19 protein-coding genes are annotated in these 22,452 nt (G+C 59.6%); 15 read left to right on the top strand and 4 right to left on the bottom strand.

Features of this window, described 5'->3' with window-relative positions; genetic code table 11:
* The first annotated feature begins 2 nt into the window (after positions 1-2).
* From K1X75_10180 to K1X75_10165, 4 genes are all read left to right on the top strand, one after another.
* Positions 3-1,454: a hypothetical protein gene (locus K1X75_10180; GenBank protein MBX7058420.1), complete on the top strand. Its 1,452-nt coding sequence runs from the start codon at positions 3-5 to the stop codon at positions 1,452-1,454.
* Positions 1,455-1,675: 221 nt separating this feature from the next.
* The gene (locus K1X75_10175; GenBank protein MBX7058419.1) at positions 1,676-2,596 is read left to right on the top strand and encodes a porin OmpL1; all 921 of its coding nucleotides are present in this window, start codon (positions 1,676-1,678) and stop codon (positions 2,594-2,596) included.
* Between the two features lie 163 nt (positions 2,597-2,759).
* Positions 2,760-3,047: a hypothetical protein gene (locus K1X75_10170; protein ID MBX7058418.1), complete on the top strand. Its 288-nt coding sequence runs from the start codon at positions 2,760-2,762 to the stop codon at positions 3,045-3,047.
* A gap of 44 nt (positions 3,048-3,091) precedes the next feature.
* Positions 3,092-5,176, top strand: a complete 2,085-nt coding sequence (locus K1X75_10165; protein MBX7058417.1) for a hypothetical protein — start codon at positions 3,092-3,094, stop codon at positions 5,174-5,176.
* Positions 5,177-6,210: 1,034 nt separating this feature from the next.
* Here the strand turns inward: K1X75_10165 and K1X75_10160 are convergent.
* Positions 6,211-7,779: a hypothetical protein gene (locus K1X75_10160; protein ID MBX7058416.1), complete on the bottom strand. Its 1,569-nt coding sequence runs from the start codon at positions 7,777-7,779 to the stop codon at positions 6,211-6,213.
* A gap of 211 nt (positions 7,780-7,990) precedes the next feature.
* On the opposite strand from K1X75_10160, the gene K1X75_10155 reads away from it, so the two are divergent.
* Genes K1X75_10155 through K1X75_10140 form a run of 4 tightly spaced genes read left to right on the top strand, consistent with a single transcriptional unit; the run spans position 7,991 to position 12,593 of the window.
* Entirely contained in the window at positions 7,991-9,808 is a 1,818-nt protein-coding gene (locus tag K1X75_10155) for a DUF2079 domain-containing protein (GenBank protein ID MBX7058415.1), read from the top strand.
* A complete protein-coding gene (locus K1X75_10150) occupies positions 9,805-11,928 on the top strand; it encodes a winged helix-turn-helix domain-containing protein (protein ID MBX7058414.1) in 2,124 nt (707 codons plus the stop codon). The genes K1X75_10155 and K1X75_10150 overlap by 4 nt, the downstream gene beginning before the upstream one ends.
* Positions 11,929-11,976: 48 nt before the next feature.
* The gene (locus K1X75_10145) at positions 11,977-12,324 is read left to right on the top strand and encodes a hypothetical protein (protein MBX7058413.1); all 348 of its coding nucleotides are present in this window, start codon (positions 11,977-11,979) and stop codon (positions 12,322-12,324) included.
* Positions 12,321-12,593: a hypothetical protein gene (locus K1X75_10140; protein MBX7058412.1), complete on the top strand. Its 273-nt coding sequence runs from the start codon at positions 12,321-12,323 to the stop codon at positions 12,591-12,593. Before K1X75_10145 ends, K1X75_10140 begins: the two co-directional genes overlap by 4 nt.
* Before the next feature lie 15 nt (positions 12,594-12,608).
* On the opposite strand, the gene K1X75_10135 is transcribed toward K1X75_10140, so the two are convergent.
* Complete coding sequence (locus K1X75_10135; GenBank protein MBX7058411.1) at positions 12,609-13,070, bottom strand: hypothetical protein; 462 nt, start codon at positions 13,068-13,070, stop codon at positions 12,609-12,611.
* A gap of 39 nt (positions 13,071-13,109) precedes the next feature.
* On the opposite strand from K1X75_10135, the gene K1X75_10130 reads away from it, so the two are divergent.
* A complete protein-coding gene (locus K1X75_10130; protein ID MBX7058410.1) occupies positions 13,110-14,189 on the top strand; it encodes an RluA family pseudouridine synthase in 1,080 nt (359 codons plus the stop codon).
* Here K1X75_10130 and K1X75_10125 read toward each other — a convergent pair.
* Both K1X75_10125 and ptsP read right to left on the bottom strand, forming a co-directional pair.
* Positions 14,186-14,995, bottom strand: a complete 810-nt coding sequence (locus tag K1X75_10125) for a class I SAM-dependent methyltransferase (GenBank protein MBX7058409.1) — start codon at positions 14,993-14,995, stop codon at positions 14,186-14,188. The two genes, K1X75_10130 and K1X75_10125, sit on opposite strands and share 4 nt — an antisense overlap.
* A complete protein-coding gene (gene ptsP / locus K1X75_10120; protein MBX7058408.1) occupies positions 14,992-16,689 on the bottom strand; it encodes a phosphoenolpyruvate--protein phosphotransferase in 1,698 nt (565 codons plus the stop codon). The genes K1X75_10125 and ptsP overlap by 4 nt, the downstream gene beginning before the upstream one ends.
* A 95-nt stretch (positions 16,690-16,784) precedes the next feature.
* Between ptsP and K1X75_10115 the strand changes: the two genes are divergently transcribed.
* The 6 genes from K1X75_10115 (at position 16,785) to K1X75_10090 (ending at position 22,416) form a co-directional block, all read left to right on the top strand.
* Positions 16,785-18,140, top strand: coding sequence for a FliI/YscN family ATPase (locus tag K1X75_10115; GenBank protein ID MBX7058407.1), 1,356 nt, complete (start codon positions 16,785-16,787; stop codon positions 18,138-18,140).
* 34 nt (positions 18,141-18,174) lie between these two features.
* Positions 18,175-18,756, top strand: a complete 582-nt coding sequence (locus K1X75_10110; protein ID MBX7058406.1) for a flagellar FliJ family protein — start codon at positions 18,175-18,177, stop codon at positions 18,754-18,756.
* A 222-nt stretch (positions 18,757-18,978) separates the two neighbouring features.
* On the top strand, positions 18,979-19,593 hold the full coding sequence (locus K1X75_10105) for a hypothetical protein (protein MBX7058405.1): 615 nt from the start codon (positions 18,979-18,981) through the stop codon (positions 19,591-19,593).
* A 65-nt stretch (positions 19,594-19,658) separates the two neighbouring features.
* Complete coding sequence (gene aroC, locus K1X75_10100; protein MBX7058404.1) at positions 19,659-20,870, top strand: chorismate synthase; 1,212 nt, start codon at positions 19,659-19,661, stop codon at positions 20,868-20,870.
* Positions 20,870-21,124 (top strand): hypothetical protein, encoded by a 255-nt coding sequence (locus K1X75_10095; protein MBX7058403.1) that lies wholly within the window; start codon positions 20,870-20,872, stop codon positions 21,122-21,124. The genes aroC and K1X75_10095 overlap by 1 nt, the downstream gene beginning before the upstream one ends.
* Positions 21,125-21,156: 32 nt before the next feature.
* Entirely contained in the window at positions 21,157-22,416 is a 1,260-nt protein-coding gene (locus K1X75_10090) for a PDZ domain-containing protein (protein ID MBX7058402.1), read from the top strand.
* Positions 22,417-22,452: the final 36 nt, after the last annotated feature.

Raw genomic sequence — 22,452 nt, 5'->3', positions numbered from 1 at the left:
CGATGAAGCTGCGCGTCGGCGCTGCTGTGAGCGACGGCTGGCGCGTACTGGCGACTTCGCTGTTTCTGTTTGCTACACTGGCCTTGCCCGTACTCTACTTGCAGAACTGCAGCCCGCGGTATCGGGCGCCTGGCGCCATCAGCGGAGACGAGCCGCATTATCTGCTGATGGCCCAATCGCTGGCGCGGGACTTTGATCTTGATTTAGCAAACAACTACGCGAGCAAGTCTCAAGCTGGAAGATACTACGCCGGCATTGAACTGGATCATCACACATATTTCGTAGATCGAAAGCAACGGCTGCGTATTGCCTGGGATGAGGCCTACGAAATCAAATCCAACGACGATCCTCCGGACTGGCGCCGATTGCGTATTGAGCGACGCGCAGACTACCGCGGTCCGCCCACGGATGGTCTGGCGGAGGCGCCGCTGCATTCGCCTGGCTATCCGCTGCTGCTTGCCGCAACTTTTGGTCCGCTGCTTCGCCTGGCCTGGAGCGGCACAGAGACCATCATCCTGCTTGTCCAGCTGGCGCTATTCAGCTGGGGCGTAGCGCGCCTGCCCCTGCAGCGACTGGCTGCGCCCGTATGGCGGCTTTTGATCCTTCTGTCCAGCCTGGCCGCATACTATATTTTTACTTTCTATACAGAATCGCTGTCAGCCATCGCCATTACCTTTGCGATTGGCGCAATGCTGCGCAGGCAACGCTGGCTTCTGGCAGTCAGCATCGCCGCGCTTTGCCTGACTAAAGACAGTTCCTGGCCGCTGGCTGCGGCGCTCTGGCTGGCGGCCCTGGCCGCGGAAGACGGCGGCGCAGGCCATTACCTGCTGCGCGGGCTACGACGGCTGCGCAGCTTGCTGCCATACATAGCGCTCAGCTCTGCGCCCGTAGCGCTCCTGGCATTGTGGAATAGCTGGACCTTCGGCGAATGGAAAACGCAAAGCAGTTTGAATTGGAGCTCCCATCCCGCGGCTCAGGCTCTGGAACTGCTTGTTGGGGCTCGCCATGGAGCGCTGATTTTCAGTCCGGTCGTTCTGGCGGCTCTGCTCCTGCTCTGGCAAAGTCCAGGGCGCAATGCCGGCCAGCTGACAATGCAGTTGCGGCCCAATGTCGATCGCCATGCCTACCTGGCGCCGCTTATGGGCCTGGCCTTCTTGCTGCAGTGGCTGCTTGCCTCCCTGATCAGCCATGGCATCGGCGGCGATAGCGCCGGATATCGGACGCTCTGTCCTCAGCTACTGGCGCTGATGCTGGCTTTGATCTTGCGGCTGGACCAGAGTTTCGTTGGCGATCGGCGCAGGCCAGCGATCGTCCAGGCACGATTGGCGCTACTTGCGTTGGCGATGCTCCTCTCTGCCGGAAACAGCCTGGATCTGATGACGCATCGCTTTGAACCGCCCCCAGGGACAGCCTGGATGATTCGGTTGATTTCAGCGCTTGCTCAGTGGCGATAGTTGCATCGCACAAAAGAATGGTGCGCAGCGTCAGGCATTCAGCTTTTTTCCGCCAAAGCCGGGTTCACTTTTTTTCATTGACCTTGCCCTGGCCAGGGCGCCACTTACGCCGAATCGTTGGGTCTCGCTGGCAGCAATGACTGGCGCACTTCGATGGAACGGCAAGGCCGTTCAGCAGACAAAAATACAAACGCATTCGAAGCATGGAGGAAAGCTCTTTTATGAAAAAGCTTAAACTTGTAGCGCTGGGGGTTGCGCTCGCAATCTCAACCTCAAGCGTTTATGCCGAGGGTTCCTACCTCGGTTTTGCAGCTGGCCTGCAATTCGATCTGGGCTCGCTGGCCGGAACGATCACCAAAGACGGTCTGGATTCCAGCAAGTTCTACGCCGAAAATGGCCTGTCCTGCGGCGCCAACACTTCCTGTAACAACAGCCCTGCGCAGCAAAAGGCAATCATTCCGGAAAATACGCTGATTGGCCTGGAGCGCGCTACTGCTGGCGCCATTCGCGCCAATACCAGCGGACCAATGCATGGCCTCGACCTGGGCCTGTTCTATGAGCAGGAAGGCGATGGCATGTTCTTCCGCATTGGACTGTCGCACGTAACCAAGATCCTGGGCGGGGAGACCGAATCAACCCTGCTGCAGGGATCGCCAATCGCCTACACCTGGTATAAGATCCACTGGAACTACTATGCCTGGCACATCCCAGCTTACTTTGGACTCAAAGCAGGCGTTGGCGAAAGCGGCGCAGTATATGCTGGCGTGGGAATTAACTATTCGTGGGGTGGATGGGAAGTTGGCGGCTTCAACAATGGCGACGCCGTTGCTCTCTTGACCTCGCAAGGTGCAACCACCACGGTTTCTCCGAGCCCCAGTCCGGCTCGTGGATCCCAGCCGATCTTTGCTGAATCGGTCAAATTCCGTGTCCGTTCCATTTCCCCGAACTTCGTAATTGGCGTTGAGCACAAGCTGGCCAGCGGCGACAAACTCTTCATCGAGTTTGAAACGATTGTGGGCGGCGGCTACGGCACCGTTGGAGCGAAGTCGACCGGCGGCGCTCTGGCTCTTGCCCCCTTCCCGGTATATCCGATCAGCCTGAGCGGAACGCACTACAAGTTCGGCTACAAGCTGGCGCTGTAAGATCGAGACTTTGGTTTTCAGCAAGAAAGGCCGCTCGTCTGAGCGGCCTTTTTTTTGGCCTTACCTTATCTCCGGAGCGCTTGCGATGCTATGCCTCTGTCCGACCGACACCGTGAAAGCGCAGTATCCCCGTTCTGGCGGCAGTCCAGGCAGCGTGGATAAGATGTCGCCATGTCCCGGTCCCTCGGCGATCTGCCGCGGCTATAGCCGCAGCGCGGACCTATCGTTCCAGAACTATCCAATCAAGATCTATCAGCAGGCCTGGCGCTACTTCTTTCCCCAACTGATCTCCACAATACAGCGAGTCGACGAGGGTGAAGGACCCCGCTGGCGCAGCGCCTGGCGTGAGGTCAATGGGTCGGCGGACGAAGACGCGATCTTTCGTTCGCCGGATCTCTGGACATCGCGCTATCTCCGAGAACGCGCTGCAGCTTCGCAAGCTGCGCCCTGAAGCCAAAGACTGGAAGCGAAACGGCCTGGATGCTGGAATATACTATGTACAGGATAACTAAGTACGGTTTGGGTGCGGCGCCATTTGCAGCAACCCTTCTGTTTTGCAGCCTCGCTTCCCTGAGCGCGCAGGGCGTGGAAACGATTCGACTGCCCGATGGAGTAACCTACTCCTCCGTTGGCGCCCGGGCCGCATATTACCGGGATTCGGCGGGAAGGCTGGATCTGGAGAAGATTCGCACATTGCCGGAGTCCGAGTGGCAAGCGCCAGCCGATCGGCGACTGAATTTTGGCTATTCCACCGACGCTATCTGGATCCGGTTTCAAGTACAGAACACAGCCCGGCGACCTTTGCTGCTGGAGATCAGCTCGCCGCTGCTGGACCATGTAGAGGTCTACCGTCAAAGCGAGGCCGGAGATTTTTCGCGTTTCGAAAGCGGCCGATCGACGCCCTTCCGGCAGCGAGAATTTAACAATGAAAGGCTGCTGTTTTCGCTGCGCGACGATAGCGGAGCGCAGCAACTTTTCGTACGAGTGCGCTCGGACAGCAGCCTGAACTGCGAAATGCGGGTCTGGTCCCGCGAATCCTACTTTGAACAGTCGACAGTCAACCGTATGATTGTGGCCATGATCTATGGGGCTATATTGTTAATGGCCTTCTATAATCTGTCGCTCTTTTTCTCCATTCGAGATCACAACTATCTGCTCTATTCTCTCTTTCAGATCGCTGCGGTGTTTTTCTTTATTTGCTTCGAGGGCGATGCACACCGTTTCCTTTTTCCCGATCATCCCGAGATTCCCAAACACCTGACGGGAATGCTGCCGGGATTGGTCTGTATGCTTGCCGCCCACTTCTCCCAGCGCTTCTTGCAGGTTAGAGAGAACTTCCCGACTGGATACTGGCTCTTACAAGCCGTACGCATTCTTTCGGCGTTCCCATTCAGCGAGCCGTGGCTTGGGCCGCTGGCGATCCGCGCGGCCGTCGCCATGGCGCTGATCGCGCCAATCGTAATCTTTGCCAGCGCCGTCGTTTGCGCCTGGCGCGGCTATCGACCGGCGCGCTTCTTCTTGCTTGCCTGGAGCCTGTTTTTGTTATCCAGCGCTGTGCTGGGGCTGGCTGTTTCGGGCATCCTTCCCCGCTCCTTTCTGGTCGAACAGGGCGTCGCCATCTCTTCGGTCATCGAAGCGTTGCTGCTATCTTTGGCCCTTGGCGATCGGATCCAGATGGAGCAGAAGCTTGCTTTTCAGAACCAGGCAGAGCTGGCGCATTCCTATGCGCGCTTTGTCCCAAGTCAGTTCATGTTGCTGCTCGACAAGCGACGCATTACGGAGGTTCGACTGGGCGACGCTGTCGGCCGGGAAATGAGCGTGCTCTTTTCCGACATCCGCTCCTTCACTTCGCTATCGGAGGCAATGACGCCAGAGGAAAATTTCCGCTTTTTGAACGCAATTCTTGGCCATACTGGCCCTGCGATTCGCAAGCACCGCGGCTTCATCGACAAGTACATGGGCGACGCCATTATGGCGCTCTTTCCGGAGAGTCCGGAGGATGCAGTGCGCGCCGCCATTACGATGAAACAGGACCTTCGTGCATACAACGCGCGCCGCGCCAGCAGCGGCTACCAGCCGCTCAAGATTGGCATCGGGATCAACACCGGACAACTGATGCTGGGAACGATTGGGGAGCCGGAACGGATGGAGGGCACCGTGATTTCGGATACCGTCAATCTGGCGTCGCGCGTCGAGGGCCTGACAAAATTTTACGATGCAACCCTGCTTCTAACTGAGAATACTCTGTTTCGTATGGAAGATCCCACTCGCTATCGCTATCGGATTGTGGATCGCGTTCGCGTTAAAGGCAAACAAGAGCCGGTATCGGTCTTTGAGATTTTCGATGGCGATGATGAGGATTCCGTCGCTGCCAAATCCAGAACGCTCTCCGAATTTGAGCACGGACTGCAGGCTTACATGAATCGCGACTTTGCCGGCGCATCGGAGCTATTTGGCAGAGTGCTTGCCGTCAACCCCGGCGACGGCGCCGCCCGGTTGTATCGACAGCGATCGGAGCGCAATGCTCTGCAGGGAGTTGGCGCAGATTGGGAAGGCATAGCGACTATGGACGAGAAATAGCAGCCAGGCAGCGAGATACGTGGAGGCTTCAAAATATTGTAATTAGCTCCAAACAATCTGCATTTCAGGCCTCAAGAAAGTTCTGCGCGCGGCTGCATCGCTTCCGGCTTCTGCATTTCCCCTTGCGCAATCAGCCGCATCCTCCACAACCAAAATAGGCGATCTGGATCAGGCAATGGGGAACAGGTCAGCAGGAGTAACATGCCCGTGAAGCGACCTTATCGATTGATTTTTCTGCTCATGCTACCGGCGTTCATGTCACAGGCGCCATGGCCACGCGGACAACCGCTGCACCCGGACTTCGAACTCAACTACGCGCCCCGGATTCATCCAGCATTGTACCAGGGCCCTTATGGACGCTGGGTATCCATAATGACCATCGGTGAAAGAATCAAATCCAAATGGATGATCACTCAGCAAATGCCGCAGTGGACATGGGGAGTGATCAAGATGCGCGGCGCCCACTATTCAGTTGTAATGTTAGACAACATTTCAATTGAGATCAGGAAGATAGTGACGACAATTGATGCTCCGAAGCCGCACATACTTGCACTCGGAACTGCTTACGGCAGACGGACGAGTTCTTAACTTGGGTGACGCACAAATTGGACCGGAACTGAGCGGTTCGAATTGCTGGTCCTGCGATCCGCGAAATATTCCTTCGGATTTTCGTTTTGATGAGCCCATACTTGACTTTATTTTCAACGGGAAGGAATAGAAGCACGCGAGTCAGAATCGAACTGCCGAGTATGAAATAGTATTCGTTGAATTGCAGACATAGGTGTCTTTTTCCACGGGCTCTTTCTCGGCGCGACAATGAACGTGTCCTTTGAAGGACTTTGTGACTCAGCAACATTCGAATATGTTTTTAAAGTTTGGCCGAACTTACCGTGCTGCGAGTTTCGGCATGGCTACAAGTATGGCTGACAAAGCGGCGAATCGCGGTTCCCCTAAATTGGAAGGTCATATTTCGCTAACCTCCATATTTGACGAACCGGCGACGGCAAACCGGCGCATTAACATGATCCCCCCGCTCAGGGAACCCGATACAGCACCGCCCGGCTCTGGCCGGTGGGCAGCGGGCGCTCGCCCAGGCGCATAAAGCTTGCTTCAAATAGCTCAGCGTAATTGGCGCGCGCCAGCATTGGCGCGGATTCCATGACGGCAATTGTCTTTCCCGACAGTTTACCTCTGGCCATCTCCACAAAGGATCTGGCGTCTGCTTCGGTTTGAACGACCATTGTCCGCTGAGTGAAATAGTTGAGTCCTACATATTGTGCAAAGGTTGTATCGGTAAAGAGCCATACATCAGCGGGCGCCCTTGCGAACTCGCTCTGTACTTTTTGCAACTGGCGACCGGCGGCGTGGTAGAATTCTAATCCCAGCAGCGTGGCGACCGTCGAAAAGAGAAATAGCGCGGTGAGCGCTGTCAGTCGGAGTCGTCGCTTGAGGCCGCTGGCCGCACTGCGCTGCCACATTGCGTATGCGCGATCGGCGATGATCAGGCCCGGCAGAATACCCGCTGCCAGATAGCGCGGACCCCAGGTGACTACCCCATCATTGGGCGCAAAGCAGGGAACCAGCACAATGCCCAGCACGATGCTGTGATAAAGCAGCCGCAGGTTTTCCGTAAGCTGGCCGCGAATCGACGGCCACGCGAAGCTTACAAAGGCGCCAAGCAGCGCCGGCATATAGCCAAAATAGCCAAGCTTGGGCAGCGGACGCAGCCAGGCAAAGACCAGTGTGGTCCAGATCTGTACGCGCCAATTGTTTGCCGATTCGAAGAACTTTACATTGGCCAGGTAGCGCACGCCGCGCGGATCGCCATAGTCGAAAAAATGGAAAAGAATCAATGCCCCGGCCGCCGCGCCCAGGCCTGCTGCCAGGGAAATCGACTTGAAGAGTGAATGCCTGGCGGCGGTCGGCATCTTGACGCGCAGTTGCTGGCGCAGCCATCCTAGAAAAAGGAGACCGCACAGCGCCGCGCCGAAGAATAGCATTTCCAGCCGAAGCCAGGCGGCCAGCCCAAGCGCCAGGCCGCCGCCAGAATAGCGCATCAGATTTTGCAACGACTGAGTCGTTTCCTGCGGCTGCCCTTCCCGCTCCTGGCCAAGGGCCAGACTGAATCCGATAAAACTGATCAAACAAGCGACGGAGTTCTCTCCCGGTTCCAGCGCCAGCAACAACAATGGCGTGCAGCACACGGCAAAGAGTAGCGTCAGCTTGCTGCACCTCCAGAAGTAGCGCAGTACGATGAACATCGCGAGGATCGTACACAGATTAAACAGCGGAAGTGAAGCCGGACCGAAAATTGCATCCAGCAATGCGGCCAGCGCCGCGTAGGCTATCGGAAAGGGGCCCAGTTTTCTGGAACCCAACTCCACCAGATACACGCCACGAAACGGATAGAAACGGTAGTTCGGATCCAGATCCGCCGATGGATAGAGCAGTCCCTCCCGGCCCTGTTGCAGCGCACGCGCCTGGATCAGCTTGGTAAGTCCATCGCCAGTGAAGGTCCGGGAAGGCGACACCCTGGCGTAGCCCAGTAGCAAGAAAAGCAACACCAGAATCCAGGGGACGGCCTTTCGAAAACCTTGCTGCATAAGAAAATGGCCGGCGCAATTGCCCGCGGGTCAAATCTTTTCAAATGAGAGCCGTCCGCTGACGGAAAATGATTTGCTACAACGTCCGGCGACTGCCAGAGCAGAGCGTCAGCATTCGGCCGCACGGCCCAACCGGATCGACTCCTTGCAGCCTCGTCGCCTGATCATCGCCTTTGCTGCGGCACTCTATTTCCTGCTAAGTTGGAGATCCTTGGCCCGGCTTGCGGCGGACGCCGCCCTGCCCCTGGGCCGCGACCTTGGCTACTACTTACAAATGCTGGAGGGTCTACGCCTCGGTCGCGGCAGCGCCTCGCGGATCCTTGGGACCAGCAGCGTTTTTGAAACTCATTTCTCGCCCATTTACTATGTAGTTGTATATTTTTACGATTTGCTGCGCGCCTTTCTTGCGCCGCTTACGGCCGGATTGCTATTGGGCGGTCTTAGTCTGCTGGCGGCGCTGTTGATGCTTAGCAATATCGGCAGCAAACGCGGACCGCTGCGCGGTCCCTGGCTGGCGGCGTCGCTCTTGCTGACGTTCTGCAATCCGCTATCGCTCCAGCTTTTTGTTCATGGTCCACGGGATATGCTGCTGGCGCTGCCGGCGCTGGCCGGGATGCTCTGGGCTTACGAAGCGCGTCGCCCGGCGCTCTTTGTACTGGCCAGCGCCATCTGCCTTGCCTGCCGCGAGGACCTGTTGCTATTATTCCCCGGCTTTGCCCTGGCGGAACTGGCTGCGGCCCGACGCCGGCCGCGCTGGATTCTGCTTTTTCTGGCCGTCTTTGGCGCCGGAGCTCTGGCCATCACGCTGACCTCGCTGCTCACTGTGGAGCGTCCCGCGCTGACCGGACTGGAACGCTATCGTTACCTGGGTGATGGCTGGTCGCAGATTTTGCTTTCTCCGCTTCTTAATCCACACGCTTTTTTGGGCGGACTGTGGCGGCCAGTCAACGGACGCTTCGTGTTCCAGCTGGCCCTGTCCTTTGCCTTTTTGCCATTGCTGCGACCGCGGCTTTTGCTGGTCGCCGCCCCCTACGCTGTGCTCCTGATGCTGAATGGGGATGAAATAGTAGTCGTACAAACTATACATGGATACTATGCAGCGGCGTTGCTGCCGCCCCTGCTTCTGGCGGCGTTGCAGGCGCTTGGCGATTTACAGCATCGGGCATCGAACGCCGGGCCTTTGGCCTGGTTGGCGCCTGGCGCACTCTTGCTATTCTACCTGTGGGGCGGACCCTTATGGCGCGTACTTACTGCGCCCGATGGGGCAACCACGTTGCGCCAGGATATCGAGAAGCTGCGCCACATTGCCGCAAATGATCCTCGGCCGCTTTATGCGCCATGGGCGATTCTGCCCTACACTGGCGATTTGCTGCAGAGCGCGACCCTGCGTCTGGACCAGCCGGCCTCCGGACTGGCCGTGATTCCCGCCGATCTGTCGCGACCGGACCTCCTGCCGGAGGGCGCTACCCTGCACGCCTACCGGCTCTGGCTACTTGAAAGGAATATAGATTCCAGGCAGGTAGCGCGAAGCGGCGCGCTGGCCCTGATTGACCTGGATCGGCGTGCAGCGCCCGGGCATCTGCCGCTGTATCAAGCAGGCGCCATTGAAATCAATGCGCGCTACACCATTGCTGAAAATCAAATCGATCCAGTCGAGATTCGCGATCAGGGACGGATGGCGCGCATCGTTGGCGGCGGCCACGGTCCTGGTTTTCCGCCAGCGCGCCGCGAAATGGTTTCCGGCTTGAACAACCTGCAGGGATTGAATCTGAAAACAATTTCAGTTCTGGTTCGCCGTCAATCTTCCGAGCGTTGTCCTCCAGCCGTCCAACCTCAACTCATAGCACTATATGCAGATGGCTCCAGGCAGACAAAAAATCTCGTCGCCGACAGCGACCGCTACCAATGGCAGACGATGAATCTGGACGCGCGACGACCGCTGGCTTTTGCCGCACTTACGACCCGCGCTTGTGGTCTCTGGTTGCTGGACCGCTGGCGCCTGGAAGAAAGTTCGACAGGAGCGCAATGAGCAGTTTGGCCGCTTCAACCTTCAAACGCCTTGCGCTCTGCGCCGGAGGACGTTTGAAGCGCCCTGCCTTTCTGGCCAGCATCCTGGCAGCGAGCTTTCCCCTGTTCATCTACTGGGATGTCGCTCTGGGGCTCGGCACATTTGCCGGAGATTCAACCAATCAGGAGTTTCCGTTTCGCGTCTACTTAGGCAAGATGCTGCTGGAGGGCAGCTTTCCGCTTTATGCCCCGCAATTGAATTTTGGCCATCCCTTTCTGCCCGAATTTTTCTCCACGGCGCTTTATCCTCCAAACTATCTTCTTTCGCTGCTGGCCGCCGCAGGCGGGCTGCGCTACTGGCAGTGGGATACGCTGCTGCACATGTGCCTGGGCAGCTACTTGATGTTTCGATTTCTGCGCGGCAGCGGTCGCAGTCTTTCCGCGGCGCTACTGGGTGCGGCCTGCTTTGCGGGCAGCGCGCTTGTGCTTGTGCATTCCGGACACAACTCCTATTCGCGATCCCTGGCCTGGAGCGGCGCGCTGCTCCTTGGCGCCCGCCGGCTGGCGCTCCGCCAGCGCCCGGCAAACGCCCTGCTCTTCTCCTTTTCGGCAACGATGGCCTGGACCGCAGGCTCGCCGCCGGTCGCCTTCATGGCCTTGCTTGCTGCCAGCGCATACTTTGCTTTTCTCAGCTTTAGCCGCCGACGAATCAAGCGCTGGCTTGAGCCGCGGAGAAGCGCGGTTGCGCTGGCGATCGTATTGTTTGTCTTTGTGGCCCCGTCGCTGCTGCTTTTTTTAATCAGCTCGCCGCAGGCCGCTGAAGCGGCGCGATCCCAGTGGGAAAACAGCCTGCGCTTTGGATTTCACAGCAAGTGGCGCTCCTTCTTGCATCTATTCTACGGCGCCTGGTTTGACTACTGGCCCGACCCTGGCCACTGGGAGTTCAATGTCTATTGTGGCCTGCTGCCTGCGCTTCTTGCGCTTTATGCCATTTTTTGCAAGTCAATCAGCCGAGAACGGTTCTTCTGGCTATCCATTGCGGCGCTTGCTCTGCTATTTGCGCAGGCGGAAAATCCGGTCTACCGTTTCGCATTTCATTGGTTGCCCGGCTTTGGCATCTTTCGCGCACCCGGTCGCTATCTGTACTGGCTTCTGCTTGCGCTTTGCGTACTTTCCGCGGCCGCCTGGGATCGCCTGCCGGAGCGCACGGCGGCTGGCAGTATGCGGCGCCGTCCGCCCTGGCTCTTGCTGATACTTCTGGCCTTCCTGGTTTTATTAATATACGTTACACTACCATTTTACAAGAATCTAGATCGAATGGCCTGGGCTCTCCACTCCTGGCTGCGCCTGAGCCCCGAGCTCTTGGTCCTTGCCTGCTCCACGGGCATCATGTTGCATCGAAAATGGGGGCGACCGAATTGGCGAACTGCGCTTGCTGCGCTGACTCTGGCGTTGGCTGCGCCAGCTTACTTCAATAAAGTCACAACGCCGTTGGCGCAGGCCGAGGCTGCGCTGGAGGCGGCATCGCGACGCTGTGCAAACACGCCGCCCGGCAGTCGCTGTGCCAGCGCCAATCTGGAAGCGGCCGGCGCTGATAACTTTGCTTTACTTGGCGATACTTTACAATCCAGCGGGTCCATGCCGCTGGAGTCGGAACGGCAGTTGCATTTCAAACAGGCGCTCTACAGCGGTCTGCACACGCGGCAGCTGCGGCGGGCGGCGGCCTTCGATGGCGCGCCGCTGGCCTTTGTAACCGGCCGCGCCCAGCGCGTGCAAAGCCCGGAGCATGTTCTGCCACTACTGCGCCTGGCTGACAATGACTGTGCGCTGGTCGTGGAAGCTCCGGACGTCCACCGTGATAGCGCCGCGATGGAGGGCTGCTGGCGCCTCGCGCCGCCCGAATTTCTGGGACCAAATCGGATTCGTATTCAAATCCCTGAAGCAATGCAAACTTTGCGCGCTGCACGCCAGCGCTTTGATTTTCTGTATCTGTCACGATCATGGAGTCGCGGCCTATCGGTCAAAGTCGATGGCCGTGAGGTCCAGGCATTGCGCGCCAACTATCTCTTTGTCGCTGTGCGATTGCCGCCCGATGCCGGCCTCATTGATTTCGAAGAGCATTTTCATATGGCCTGGCCATAAGCTTCAGCGTCCGCTAAGGTTTGAACAGCTGATTCCGAAGTTCAGAACATGACTGCCCGCCGTCCATTTCAGGTCCCGATCATCTTGCTCCTTGCCCTGAGCGCTCCGCTCCTATCCCAGGAAAATCCGCTGGCGCCGGGGCTTTCGCCCGAGGAACGACGCGAGATCTTGCGGCGTCAGGAAAGCCTGTGGCAGGTGGAAGGCGACGGCTCTACGCCGTCCAGCGCTGCAGCGGACCTTCGCAATACCGAGGCCGCATTGCAAAAGCTAGCGGAGGCGCTGCCAGTCATGAGCGCGCAAATTGTCAGCGGTCCGGCGCAGCGGCTTACTCTTGCCGAATTGCAGCTGGAAATTCCGGCCAACGCCTTTGCTACCGGCGAAAGCATCGAGGTATGAGCCACGCCTATCCGGCCAACGGTCTGGTTCGAATCAATGCTCTGCGCAGCAAACAGCTGAAAATCTTCGCACTCCAGGGACAGGGCGAAGCTCAGCCTATTTTGCTTGGCGCCCTGCGCGCTATCACGACCCCAAACCGCCAGGCGCATAGTTCGATTGCTACAAGTTCCTGTCCGCTGGTTGGGACCATTCAAATGAAGCCTGTACCTGCCGCCTTGCTTGAAGACCGCAGCGCCTTCTTGCGCGCCATCGACATGCCCGACGTCTGAACGCCGCTGGCGCCATCAGGCGCTGGCGCTGTAGAGCGTATCGTCGAGCATCAGCAATTGCACTTGTTCGCCGGCGGCGCGAGCGCCTTCGAAGCATGCCGGCCGGGCATCCGCCAGCAAATCGGTTAAGCAGACAATGCTGTGCACCGGATGCGATGGATCGCTGAATTGTTCGCGTTCCAATCGTATGCCATCTTCATGTATCCAGGCCGTAGCCAGGCGTCCGCAAGCGCTCTGCAGTTCCGCCGCCAGCGAATAGACAAAACCGCCCAGAGCGCAAGCATAGATGCGCACTTCCTCCGTCGGCGCCAGTGCAATTGCCTTGCGCATCAGATGCAGGTGCGGCTCTGCGCAGCGCTTGCTTCTACCAGTGCGCTCGTCGTACTCCACCAGCAGTTGCAGTATTTTTTGAAATTCCGCCGCGCCCTGTCCAAGCTCCAGCCATTTGCGCCCATTCCCTTCTTTCGTCGTGGCCATCAGTCATCCTCCCGAACGCTGGCGTAGGGCCGGAGGGACTTGTTCCGCGCTTTACCGGCGCGGCCGGCGGCGCAATCTGGACCGGTGGAGAGCGAAGGCGGAGCGCCCGCCGGTCAGCAGGAAGAGCGTGAGCTTCTCGCACAGGATGAAGATCGCGGCGCTCGCCTGGATCAATGGCTGGCCGTGCGCCTGCCGCGCCTGACGCGCAACCAGTGGCAGGAACGCATTCGGCAGGGCGCAGTGCTCTACAACGGACGCCAGACGCGCGTCGCCCAGCGCTTGCAGCCGGGCGATGTGGTCCGTTACAGCTTTCGGGCTAAAGCCGAACCGCAGGTGCGCACCGATTTCAGCATCCTCTACGAGGATGGCGATTTGATGCTGGTCGACAAGCCAGCCAACCTCCCCGTGCATCCCTCCGGGATCTACCGCCAGAACACGCTCTACAGCCTGCTGAAGGACCAAATCGGAGAGGAGTTCCACGGACACTTTGTACAACGTATCGATCGAGAAACCAGCGGGCTGGTGCTGCTGGCCAAGCGCCCGGAGGCGGCGCGGCGCTTGCAGTTGCAACTGCAGGGCGATGGGATGCGCAAGGAGTATCTGGCCATAGTCTTTGGAGATTTTCCCGATGAACTTGACGCCAGCGGCTGGCTGCATCCCGATCCGGCCGGCCCGGTACAAAAGAAGCGCGCCTTCAGCCATCAGCGACGTCTGGCCGAAGCGGCGCTGCAGGCGGCCACGATCGAACGGGAGCAATGGCGAGCGGTGCAACGCGTGCGCACTCATTTTCGTCGCCTGGCAAAACATGCGGGAATGAGTCTGCTTGCGGCGCAATTGTTCACCGGTCGTATGCATCAAATTCGAGCCACGCTGCAATCGCTGGACTTCCCGATGGTTGGCGATAGCCTCTACGGACCTGATCCCGGAATTTACTTGCGACGTATTGAGGATCGCATCACCGAGCGCGACCGCCAGCTGCTGCTGCTGGAGCGCAGCGCCCTGCACGCCTGGCGCCTGAGCTTCCAGCATCCATCGAGCGGAGAACCGCTGCAATTTCAAGCGCCGCTGCCGGCGGATCTGGCGGCGCTTTTCCCCGATTGGCAGCCCGATGCGCTCTAGCACTCGCTGGCGGCGCGACGCAGACAGAGCCAGGCGCCGCCCGAAGCGGGGCTCAGGGGCGCATTCGTGCTGTCTTGAAAAATCTGCTCGATGACAAAGCCGGCGCCACGCGCAGCCTCGGCAAAGGCCTGCGGTTCAAACAATCGCATCCAGTGTCGGTCTTGCTCCAGCAGCGCTCCCCCTGTGCTGCGATAGCTATGAATGAGTTCGAGATAAGGCCGGCCGTCTCGTTCATGGTAGATCAGCTCGCGGCGCCGCTGTTGCGCCTGGTTGTCGCGTACAATAGAAGTCCATTCGGTGCTTGTGCGCCCCAGACGACGATAGGGCCCCGCCAACCAGATTTCCAGAATGGCCGGCGCGCCGGCCGGCAGGCTGAAGGCCAGTTCGCGCAGGGCCAATTGCCAGGCCTGCTCCTCGGCCAGATAATTCCAGACGCCAAAAAGCGAAAAGGCGCCGGAAAACGGCGCAGCCATCGCACGCATTGTGCTCCAGGCCTCCGGCGCCGCCAGATCGCCCTGCAGATAGCTCGGCCCGGGATGATCCTGCCTGGCAATCTGTAGCATTTCCGCACTGAGATCGACGGCCAGCACTTTCCAGCCCTGAGCGCTCAGCGTTGCGGCGTGTACTCCCGGTCCACAGCCAAGCTCGAGTATGGTTCCAGCCCCGGGCGCCGGAAGCTGAGCCTGTAGACATTGCAGATCGCGCTCCAGCTGCGCTGCGCGACGCTCAAGTTGAAAGTAGTCTTGAGCCAGATGGCGGTAGAGCGCCGGCAAGGCCTTCGTCGATTGTCCGCGGCTCTCTCTCACAGACCGAGGTGCTCGCAGAGTTCGGCAGCGTCGCGCGCCGCCAGCGCCTGCTCGGCCAGGCTCTTGCAGTAGCGTAGCGAGACGTCGCGTACGCCGGCGCAAAGATCGCGCAGCGAGGCAGGCGCCACGCTCAGATCGCGCAGTCCAAGACCCAGCAGGATCTCGCGCGCGCCGCGGCGCGCAGCCAGTTCGCCGCAAAGCGAGACCGGTTTTGTTGCGCGGCGCAGCGCCTCGTGAATCATTCGGAATACCGCCGGCTGATAGAAGAGCTCAAGGTCTGTAGCCTGCTCGCGAGCCAGGGCCATGGTGTAGCGGCCCAGATCATTGGAGCCAATGCTGAAAAAATCGCTCACCTCTGAAAAGACATCGGCCATCAAGGCCGCCGCCGGCGTTTCCAGCATCATGCCCAGTTCGATGCGCGGCGCTTCAATGCCCCGCTTTTGCAAACTTTGCTGCGCTTCCTGCAGCGCCTCGCGCACCGCCTGCATTTCGTCAACGCGCGCTACCAGCGGCGCCATGATGCGCACGCTGCCATCGGCGCGGCCCACGACCGCCGCCGCTTCCAGTATGGAACGCAATTGCCGCAGGAGCAGTTCGCGATTGGCCAGTAAGAAACGAACGCCGCGCAAATCGCGTTCATCGGTATAGAGCGGGAAGCGCTTATCTTCGCTGACATCCATCAAGCGCAGCGTAACCGGTCCGCCGCTCAGTCGCTGTAGCAGGTCCCGGTAGCGTTCCGTTTGACGTTCGTCTTCGTGCAGCAAGGAAGAGTCGCCCAGGTAAAGGAATTCGGTGCGAAACAAACCAACGCCGCTGGCGCCGCCAAGGCTGGCATCCGTCTCCTGATCATCGCTCAAATTCAAGAATAATCGAATCGACTCGCCATCCTGCGTTTGCACCGGCGACTGGACATGCTCTTGCGCTCGACGGACCTGCCGCGCCTGGAAGGCTCGCCACTCCGTCAGGCGTTGTTCGCCGGGATGGATGACCAGCTCGCCGCGCTCGCCATCGACCAGGGCGTCCCAACCGGCGCTGCACTGGTCCATCAAACCCTCGACATTGACCAGCGCTGGTAGACCGCGGCTGCGCGCCAGAATGGCCATGTGCCCTGCAACGCCGCCGCCCTCGGTCACAATCGCTGCACAATTGCGCAGCTCCAGCATCATTGCCGGGCTGACTTCGTGAGCCGCAACTACGGCGCCGGCCGGCATCTGCTGCAAGGCCGCCAGACGCAAGTCGCCCCCCGGGACGCCCATCAAATTGCCCAGCAGTCGCAGCCCGGCGTCGTTGACGTCCGCGGAGCGCTCGCGAATGATTTCGTTGTTACTTTTCTCGAGGAAGCCCTTGATGTTTTCAATTTCAACGGCCAGCGCCCACTCGGCGTTGATCGCCCGGCTGCGGATGCGGTCCTCGGTGGCGCTGATCAACATTGGATCTTCAAACATCAGGGCCTGTGCTTCGAAGATGGCCTGGAGTTCGGGGCTGATGCGGGTGTGCGCCAGGATCGCTTCCAGCTGGCTGCGGCTCTGGCGCATGGCCAGATGCAGCCGTTCAATTTCCGCTTCCACCGCATCGCGATCAATGCTCTGGTGCGGCAGGCTCAGCAAGGGGTCGTGCAGCGGGTAGAGCGCTCCGCGAGCGATGCCGCCCGAGGCCTGGGCGCCGCGCAGGACAATTTCGACCGCTCCGGGCATGGCGAAGGGTCGCCGCAGTGCGCCAGGGCAGGCAACTGAGTTTCGAAAAAGGCTTGTACGATGGGCCAAAATGAGCTTAACTGACAGGCGACATAATGGCCAGTCTGGACAAACCCCTCGATTTGCTGGATAAGTACCAGAACCTGCTGGAGGGCATGGACCCCCTGCGCCCCATGGGGCGCGTCGCGCAGGTGACCGGCCTGTCTATTATCTCCGATGGCCCGCCAGAGGTCAGCATTGGCGACATCTGCCGCGTGGAAACCGCTGAAAAGGGCCGCTACTTGAGTTGCGAGGTAGTTGGCTTTCGCAACCACCAGCTGGTGCTGATGCCCCTTGGATCGCCTGCGGGCATTGCGCCGCGCGCCCACGTCCTGGCCACCGGCCGACGCTTGATGGTTCAGGTATCGGACAGAATGCTGGGACGGGTCTTTGACGGCCTCGGTCGCCCGCTCGATACGCGCTCGCCGCTGCTTTCCAAAGAAGAGCGCGATGCCGATCAAGATCCGCCGCCGCCGATTTCACGGGAGATGATTCGCCGCCCGGTGGAGACCGGCATCCGCGCCATTGATGGAATGCTGACCATCGGCGCCGGACAGCGCATTGGCATTTTTGCCGGCACCGGCGTGGGCAAGTCGACGCTGCTGGGCATGATTGCTCGCTACACTCGCGCTGATATCAATGTGATCTGTCTGGTGGGAGAACGCGGTCGCGAGGTGAAGGAATTCCTGGAGAACGACCTGGGCGATGACGGCCTGAAGCGATCGGTCGTATTTGTCGCCACCAGCGATCGCGCCGCCATGGAAAAGGTCTATGCCGCCGGCTTTGCCGCTTCAACCGCCGAATTCTTCCGCGACCAGGGCCTGCAGGTTAATCTGTACATGGACAGTCTGACGCGCTACTGTATGGCCTTGCGCGAGGTCGGTATTGCCGCCGGCGATCAGCTGGGTCCGGGCGGCTATCCGCCCGGCGTTTGGTACCGACTGAGCCGCCTGGTGGAGCGCGCCGGGGCCAGCGAGAAAGGGAGCATTACCGGATTCTATACAGTGCTGGTCGAAGCCGACGACATGACCGAACCGGTCGCCGACAATGCGCGCGGTATTCTGGATGGACACATTGCCCTGACCCGTCGCCTTGCACAGCGCGGTCACTATCCCTCGATCGAAATTACCGAATCAATCTCGCGGGTCATGGATAAAGTAATCGCGCCCGATCATCTGGGCTGGGCTACGCGCTTGCGCACTTTGCTGGCTGCCCACAAAGAAAATGAAGAACTGATCAACCTTGGGGCCTACGCCCGCGGCTCCAATGCCGATGTCGATGCGGCCATCGAGAAGATGCCGCGCATTCAGGCCTTCTTACGTCAGGCAATTCAGGAATCCTCGCATATGGATCAGACCGTGGCCCGCTTGCGCGACCTGGTCACGGCGCAGGAGGAGGACAACTTCTATTAAGCGTTTTCGATTTCCGCTGGAGGGTCTGCTCCGAGTGCGCCGCCGCAAGGAAGAGGAAGCGCTCGGTCAACTGGCGCGGGTCATGCTGCGCGTCAACGTACAGCAATCGGCGCGCGACCAGGCCGCTCGCCTGGTCCGCGAAGAAATGGACCGCTTCGAAGGCGAATACCAGGAACGCTTTGATATTGATTTGTTCAAGATCTATGACCGTTACATTGAACGTCTGGAAAACGAAGAGCGCGTCGCTGTGCGAAAACTGGATGAAATTCGGCCGGAATTGGAGGCCGAAATGCAGAAGGTCATGGAGGCGCGCAAGCAGCGTCGCATTGTCGAGCTGCTCAAAGAACGACAGTATGCCCAGTACAAGCAGGACTTGCGCCGGATGGAAAAACGGGAACTGGATGAAGCGAATCGATTGCGCAACAGAAGCCCGCTGATTGCGGAGGACGGAAATGAAAGTAGAATCAGGAGAAAACCAAAACCTGCGGCAGCGCCTGAGCCGCTGGGCGAAGGGATTGATCCCAAAGACCTCGTCGAACCAGAACAACCCCAGCCGCCCCGAGACTACGTTCAAGAGTATCTTCGCCAGCGAGGCCTCGACCGCCCCGGCGCATGATCAGCCAGCCTTCAGCGCCGAACCCGGCGCTCTGCGGCGCGGCGCGGCCGGCATCGATGCGCTCGGGAGAGCGCGTAATGACCTTAAGGAAATGGGCGATGTGATCGACGATTTGAATCAGCGCATCAGCTCGCTGGAAAAGATCGCCGAAAAGTGGCGCGAGCGTTCGACGGAGTTTGATCGGCGGGCCTGAGCGCCTGAGCTGGAATCAGGAGTACAACGATGGGCGGACTGTCCGACAAAGTTAAGATCGTATACCTGACGGCGGTGATCCTCTTCTCGATGGGCGTCTTCGCTTATCTGCTGGATACCTGGGGAATCATCAACCTGGAGGAATACCTGCCCGGGATGAGCGAAACGGCGGATCAAGTTTCCTTCGAAGAGGATAGCGTATCTGAGCTCGATCGCCAGCAGCTGGATAAGGAACGGGCGCGCATCGAAGAGGAGCGTATTAAACTGGAGGAAGAGCGTCTGGCCCTCCAGGAGAAGCAGGCCGAACTGGACCGCAAGCAGCAAGAGCTGCAGGAGCGCGTGCGCGGCGTGGAAGCGCAGCAGAAGGCGCTTCAAGAGGATGCTGTCGCGCAACAGGACCGCAAGCGAATGATCGCACAGATGGCCGATCGCATGGGCAATATGCCGCCGCCGCAGGCCGTTGCAATTGTCGCCGGTTGGAGCAATACGGATCTGGTGGATGTTTTCCTGGAAATGGAGCGCAGCGCCGCCGATGCCGGCCGCACCTCGCTTGTTCCCTACCTGCTCACGCTCTTGCCCAAAGAACGCGCGGCGATGATCACGACCTTGATGATGGATGAGCGCGCCCGGAGTTTGCCCGAGTAATTCCCGGGCGGACGCCGGCGCCAAATTCATTGACCCGCCATTCCGCGGGGGCGAATCGGTTCAGGGTGTCCTCGCAGAGCGGCGTTCTCTTTCGGATCAGCACCTTTGGCGAATCGCATGGTCCCGGCGTGGGCGTAGTGCTGGACGGCTGCCCGGCAGGCATTCTTCTTGATCTGGATCGCATCCAGCATCAGCTGGAGCGGCGACGCCCCGGCCAGAATCTGCTGGTAACGCCGCGCAAGGAACTGGACCAGATCGAAATACTCAGCGGTCTTTATCAGGGAAGAACCCTGGGCACCCCGATCGCAATGATGGTTCGTAACACGGACAACAAGTCCGTCGACTATGACCGCTGGGCTGATCTCTATCGGCCTTCGCACGCCGACTATACCTACCACATAAAGTACGGCTACCGCACTCCTCATGGCGGCGGGCGGGCTTCTGTTCGCGAGACAATCGGGCGAGTCGCCGCCGGCGCCATCGCCGAACAAATCCTGGAAACCGAGCTGGGCCTTACGACCGTTGCCTGGGTCGATTCCGTGGCCAGCATTGAGGCCGGCCTGATGGATAAGCCGCCAGCCTCGCGCGCCGAGGTGGACCGGTCGCTGGTGCGCTGTCCGCACGCCGAGCGCAGCGAGCAGATGATCGCCCTGATCGAGGCGATGAAGAAAGAGGGCGATTCGGCGGGCGGTACGCTGGGTGTTGTGGTCTACAACGCCCCTCCCGGATTGGGAGAGCCGGTTTTTGACAAGCTGGAAGCGGAGCTGGCCCGCGCCTGCCTGAGCATACCGGCCTGCAAAGGTTTTGAATCCGGCAGCGGCTTTGCCGGAACCAGAATGCGCGGCTCCGAACACAACGATGCCTTTTTTAATCTTGAAGCAGCGCCGCCGAGTCCCGGCCAGGCTCCGCCGGCCTACGACTCGATCCCACGACTGGCCACGCGCAGCAATCGCTCGGGCGGCATTCAGGGCGGAATTTCCAACGGCATGCCCATTACGATGCGACTGGCCTTCAAGCCCGTAGCCACAATCAAGAAGCCTCAAGAAACAGTCAGCGAAAGCGGCGCTGCAGCGGAGCTGCGCGCAGGCGGTCGGCACGATCCCTGTGTGCTTCCACGTGCAGTCCCGATCGTCGAAGCCGCCGTCAGTCTTACGCTGATGGATATGTATTTGCGGCAAGCGGCGCGCAATCCGAGCTGGCGAGTGCGCTTTTCGCGCGCCGCCGCCGGCGATCCGGCCCTTTTTCCGGCGAATTCCCCGCCCCACGGAGGCGACTGATGAACCGAAGCCAAACCATCCGGATCATTGTACTTCTTGGGCTGCTGGGCAGCGCGGAGTGCAATCCGTCCGCCAGCGCCAGTTGTCGGGCCGGCTGCTCCGATGACGAGACAAACTGCTATCTGGCGCTGGGCCTCTACAGCAAGACGCCGGGCGGACAGAATGCCGATAGCCTGGCGCTGGGTTACCTTTCCTGTCGATCAGCGTTTTATGTTTGCACGGATACCTGCGACCAGGCGACAACGCGTCTGTAATCTTTGCCGCAAGCGGCGATGCAGGCGGGTGTATGATGCTGCGTACTCTAAGAGCAATTGCCATCCTTACGCTGACGCTCTTTGTCCTCTGTAAGCAGTCTGGACCAGCGCCGCTTGATGCAGCCCGCGCTCTTGCTCAGACCGAAGAAGCGATACGGCAGCACTACTTTTTCCCGGAAGGACAGGGCTGGACCTTTGCCAGCCTCTATACTGCAGCGGCTCGCGCCGTGGACGGAACGCGCGGCGAAAGCATCGCTGATCGCGAAGCATTGCTGCACCTCTTGCAGTCCCTGCCTGCCGATCGCCAGCGCGAGGCTACGTTGCATGCGCTGGAAGCAATGATGGCTGCGCTGCCCAAGGGATACAATCTCTGCACTCGACCGGAAAACCGAGCCCTGGAAACGGATCCGGCGCGCCGCGCCGGGGTTGGACTGGTGCTGCACATGAACGCTCCAGGCAAGATTCGCATTGTGGACGTCCTTGAGGGATCGCCGGCCTATCGCGAATCGGTCGAGGTTGGCGCTTACTTGCAATCCATTGAAGGGCAAAGCATTGAGGGTCTGAGCGTCAGCGATGCCGCCGGTCGTATCCGCGGCGAACCCGGAGAACGTGTCCGCATCGACCTGAGCAGCGGCAAGAGCTATAACCTCGAGCGAGGCGAGGTCCATTTTCGAAACATACTGAACAGCAGCTGGAAACTGGCCAGCGGCGGAGCGGCCGAGTACGTCATGTTGCGCGCCGCCAGCGGCGACGCGCCCGAGCAATTGCGCAGCCTTTTTGCGCGTATTGGCCAGCGCGAGGCAATCATCCTCGACCTGCGACGCATGTTCAACGGAGACTACGATCGCGTCTTTGCCATAGCCAATCTATTTGCGAATTCTGGCCCTCTTGGCGCCCTGCGCTACCGCTCCCAGGAAGAGGCCGAATACGTGTCGGATGTGGATCGTATTTACAGCGGTCCGCTCTATGTGCTGCTTGGCGATGAATCGTCGCCATATGCTGAAGTAATGGCTGCGGCGCTGGCCCCGGCGCCAAACGTCGAAATCCTTGGCCACAATGCCCGCGGCGAAGCCTTTCTATCGTACGAAGAACAAATCGATGGCGGCGCGGTACTGACAATTACGGCAGGCGTTGTGCTGGGTCCGGACAATCAGCCGCTCTATGAGGCGCCTCCAAAAGTAGATGAAGAGTCGCCAGCCCCCTTGCCACAGCATGCGCCGCTGGAATTCCCTGATCGCGAAGATCCCTTGCAGATGATCCTGGCCCGTAAACTACGCGCCGTACTCGGCTAGGCGTCCAATGCGGAAGCGGTCGGCAGATAACGCAAG

The organism is Leptospirales bacterium (assembly GCA_019694655.1).
Lineage (GTDB): Bacteria > Spirochaetota > Leptospiria > Leptospirales > Leptonemataceae > SSF53.
Note: the sequence above shows the minus strand (reverse complement) of the source record. Positions and strands in the feature narration are given on the sequence as shown.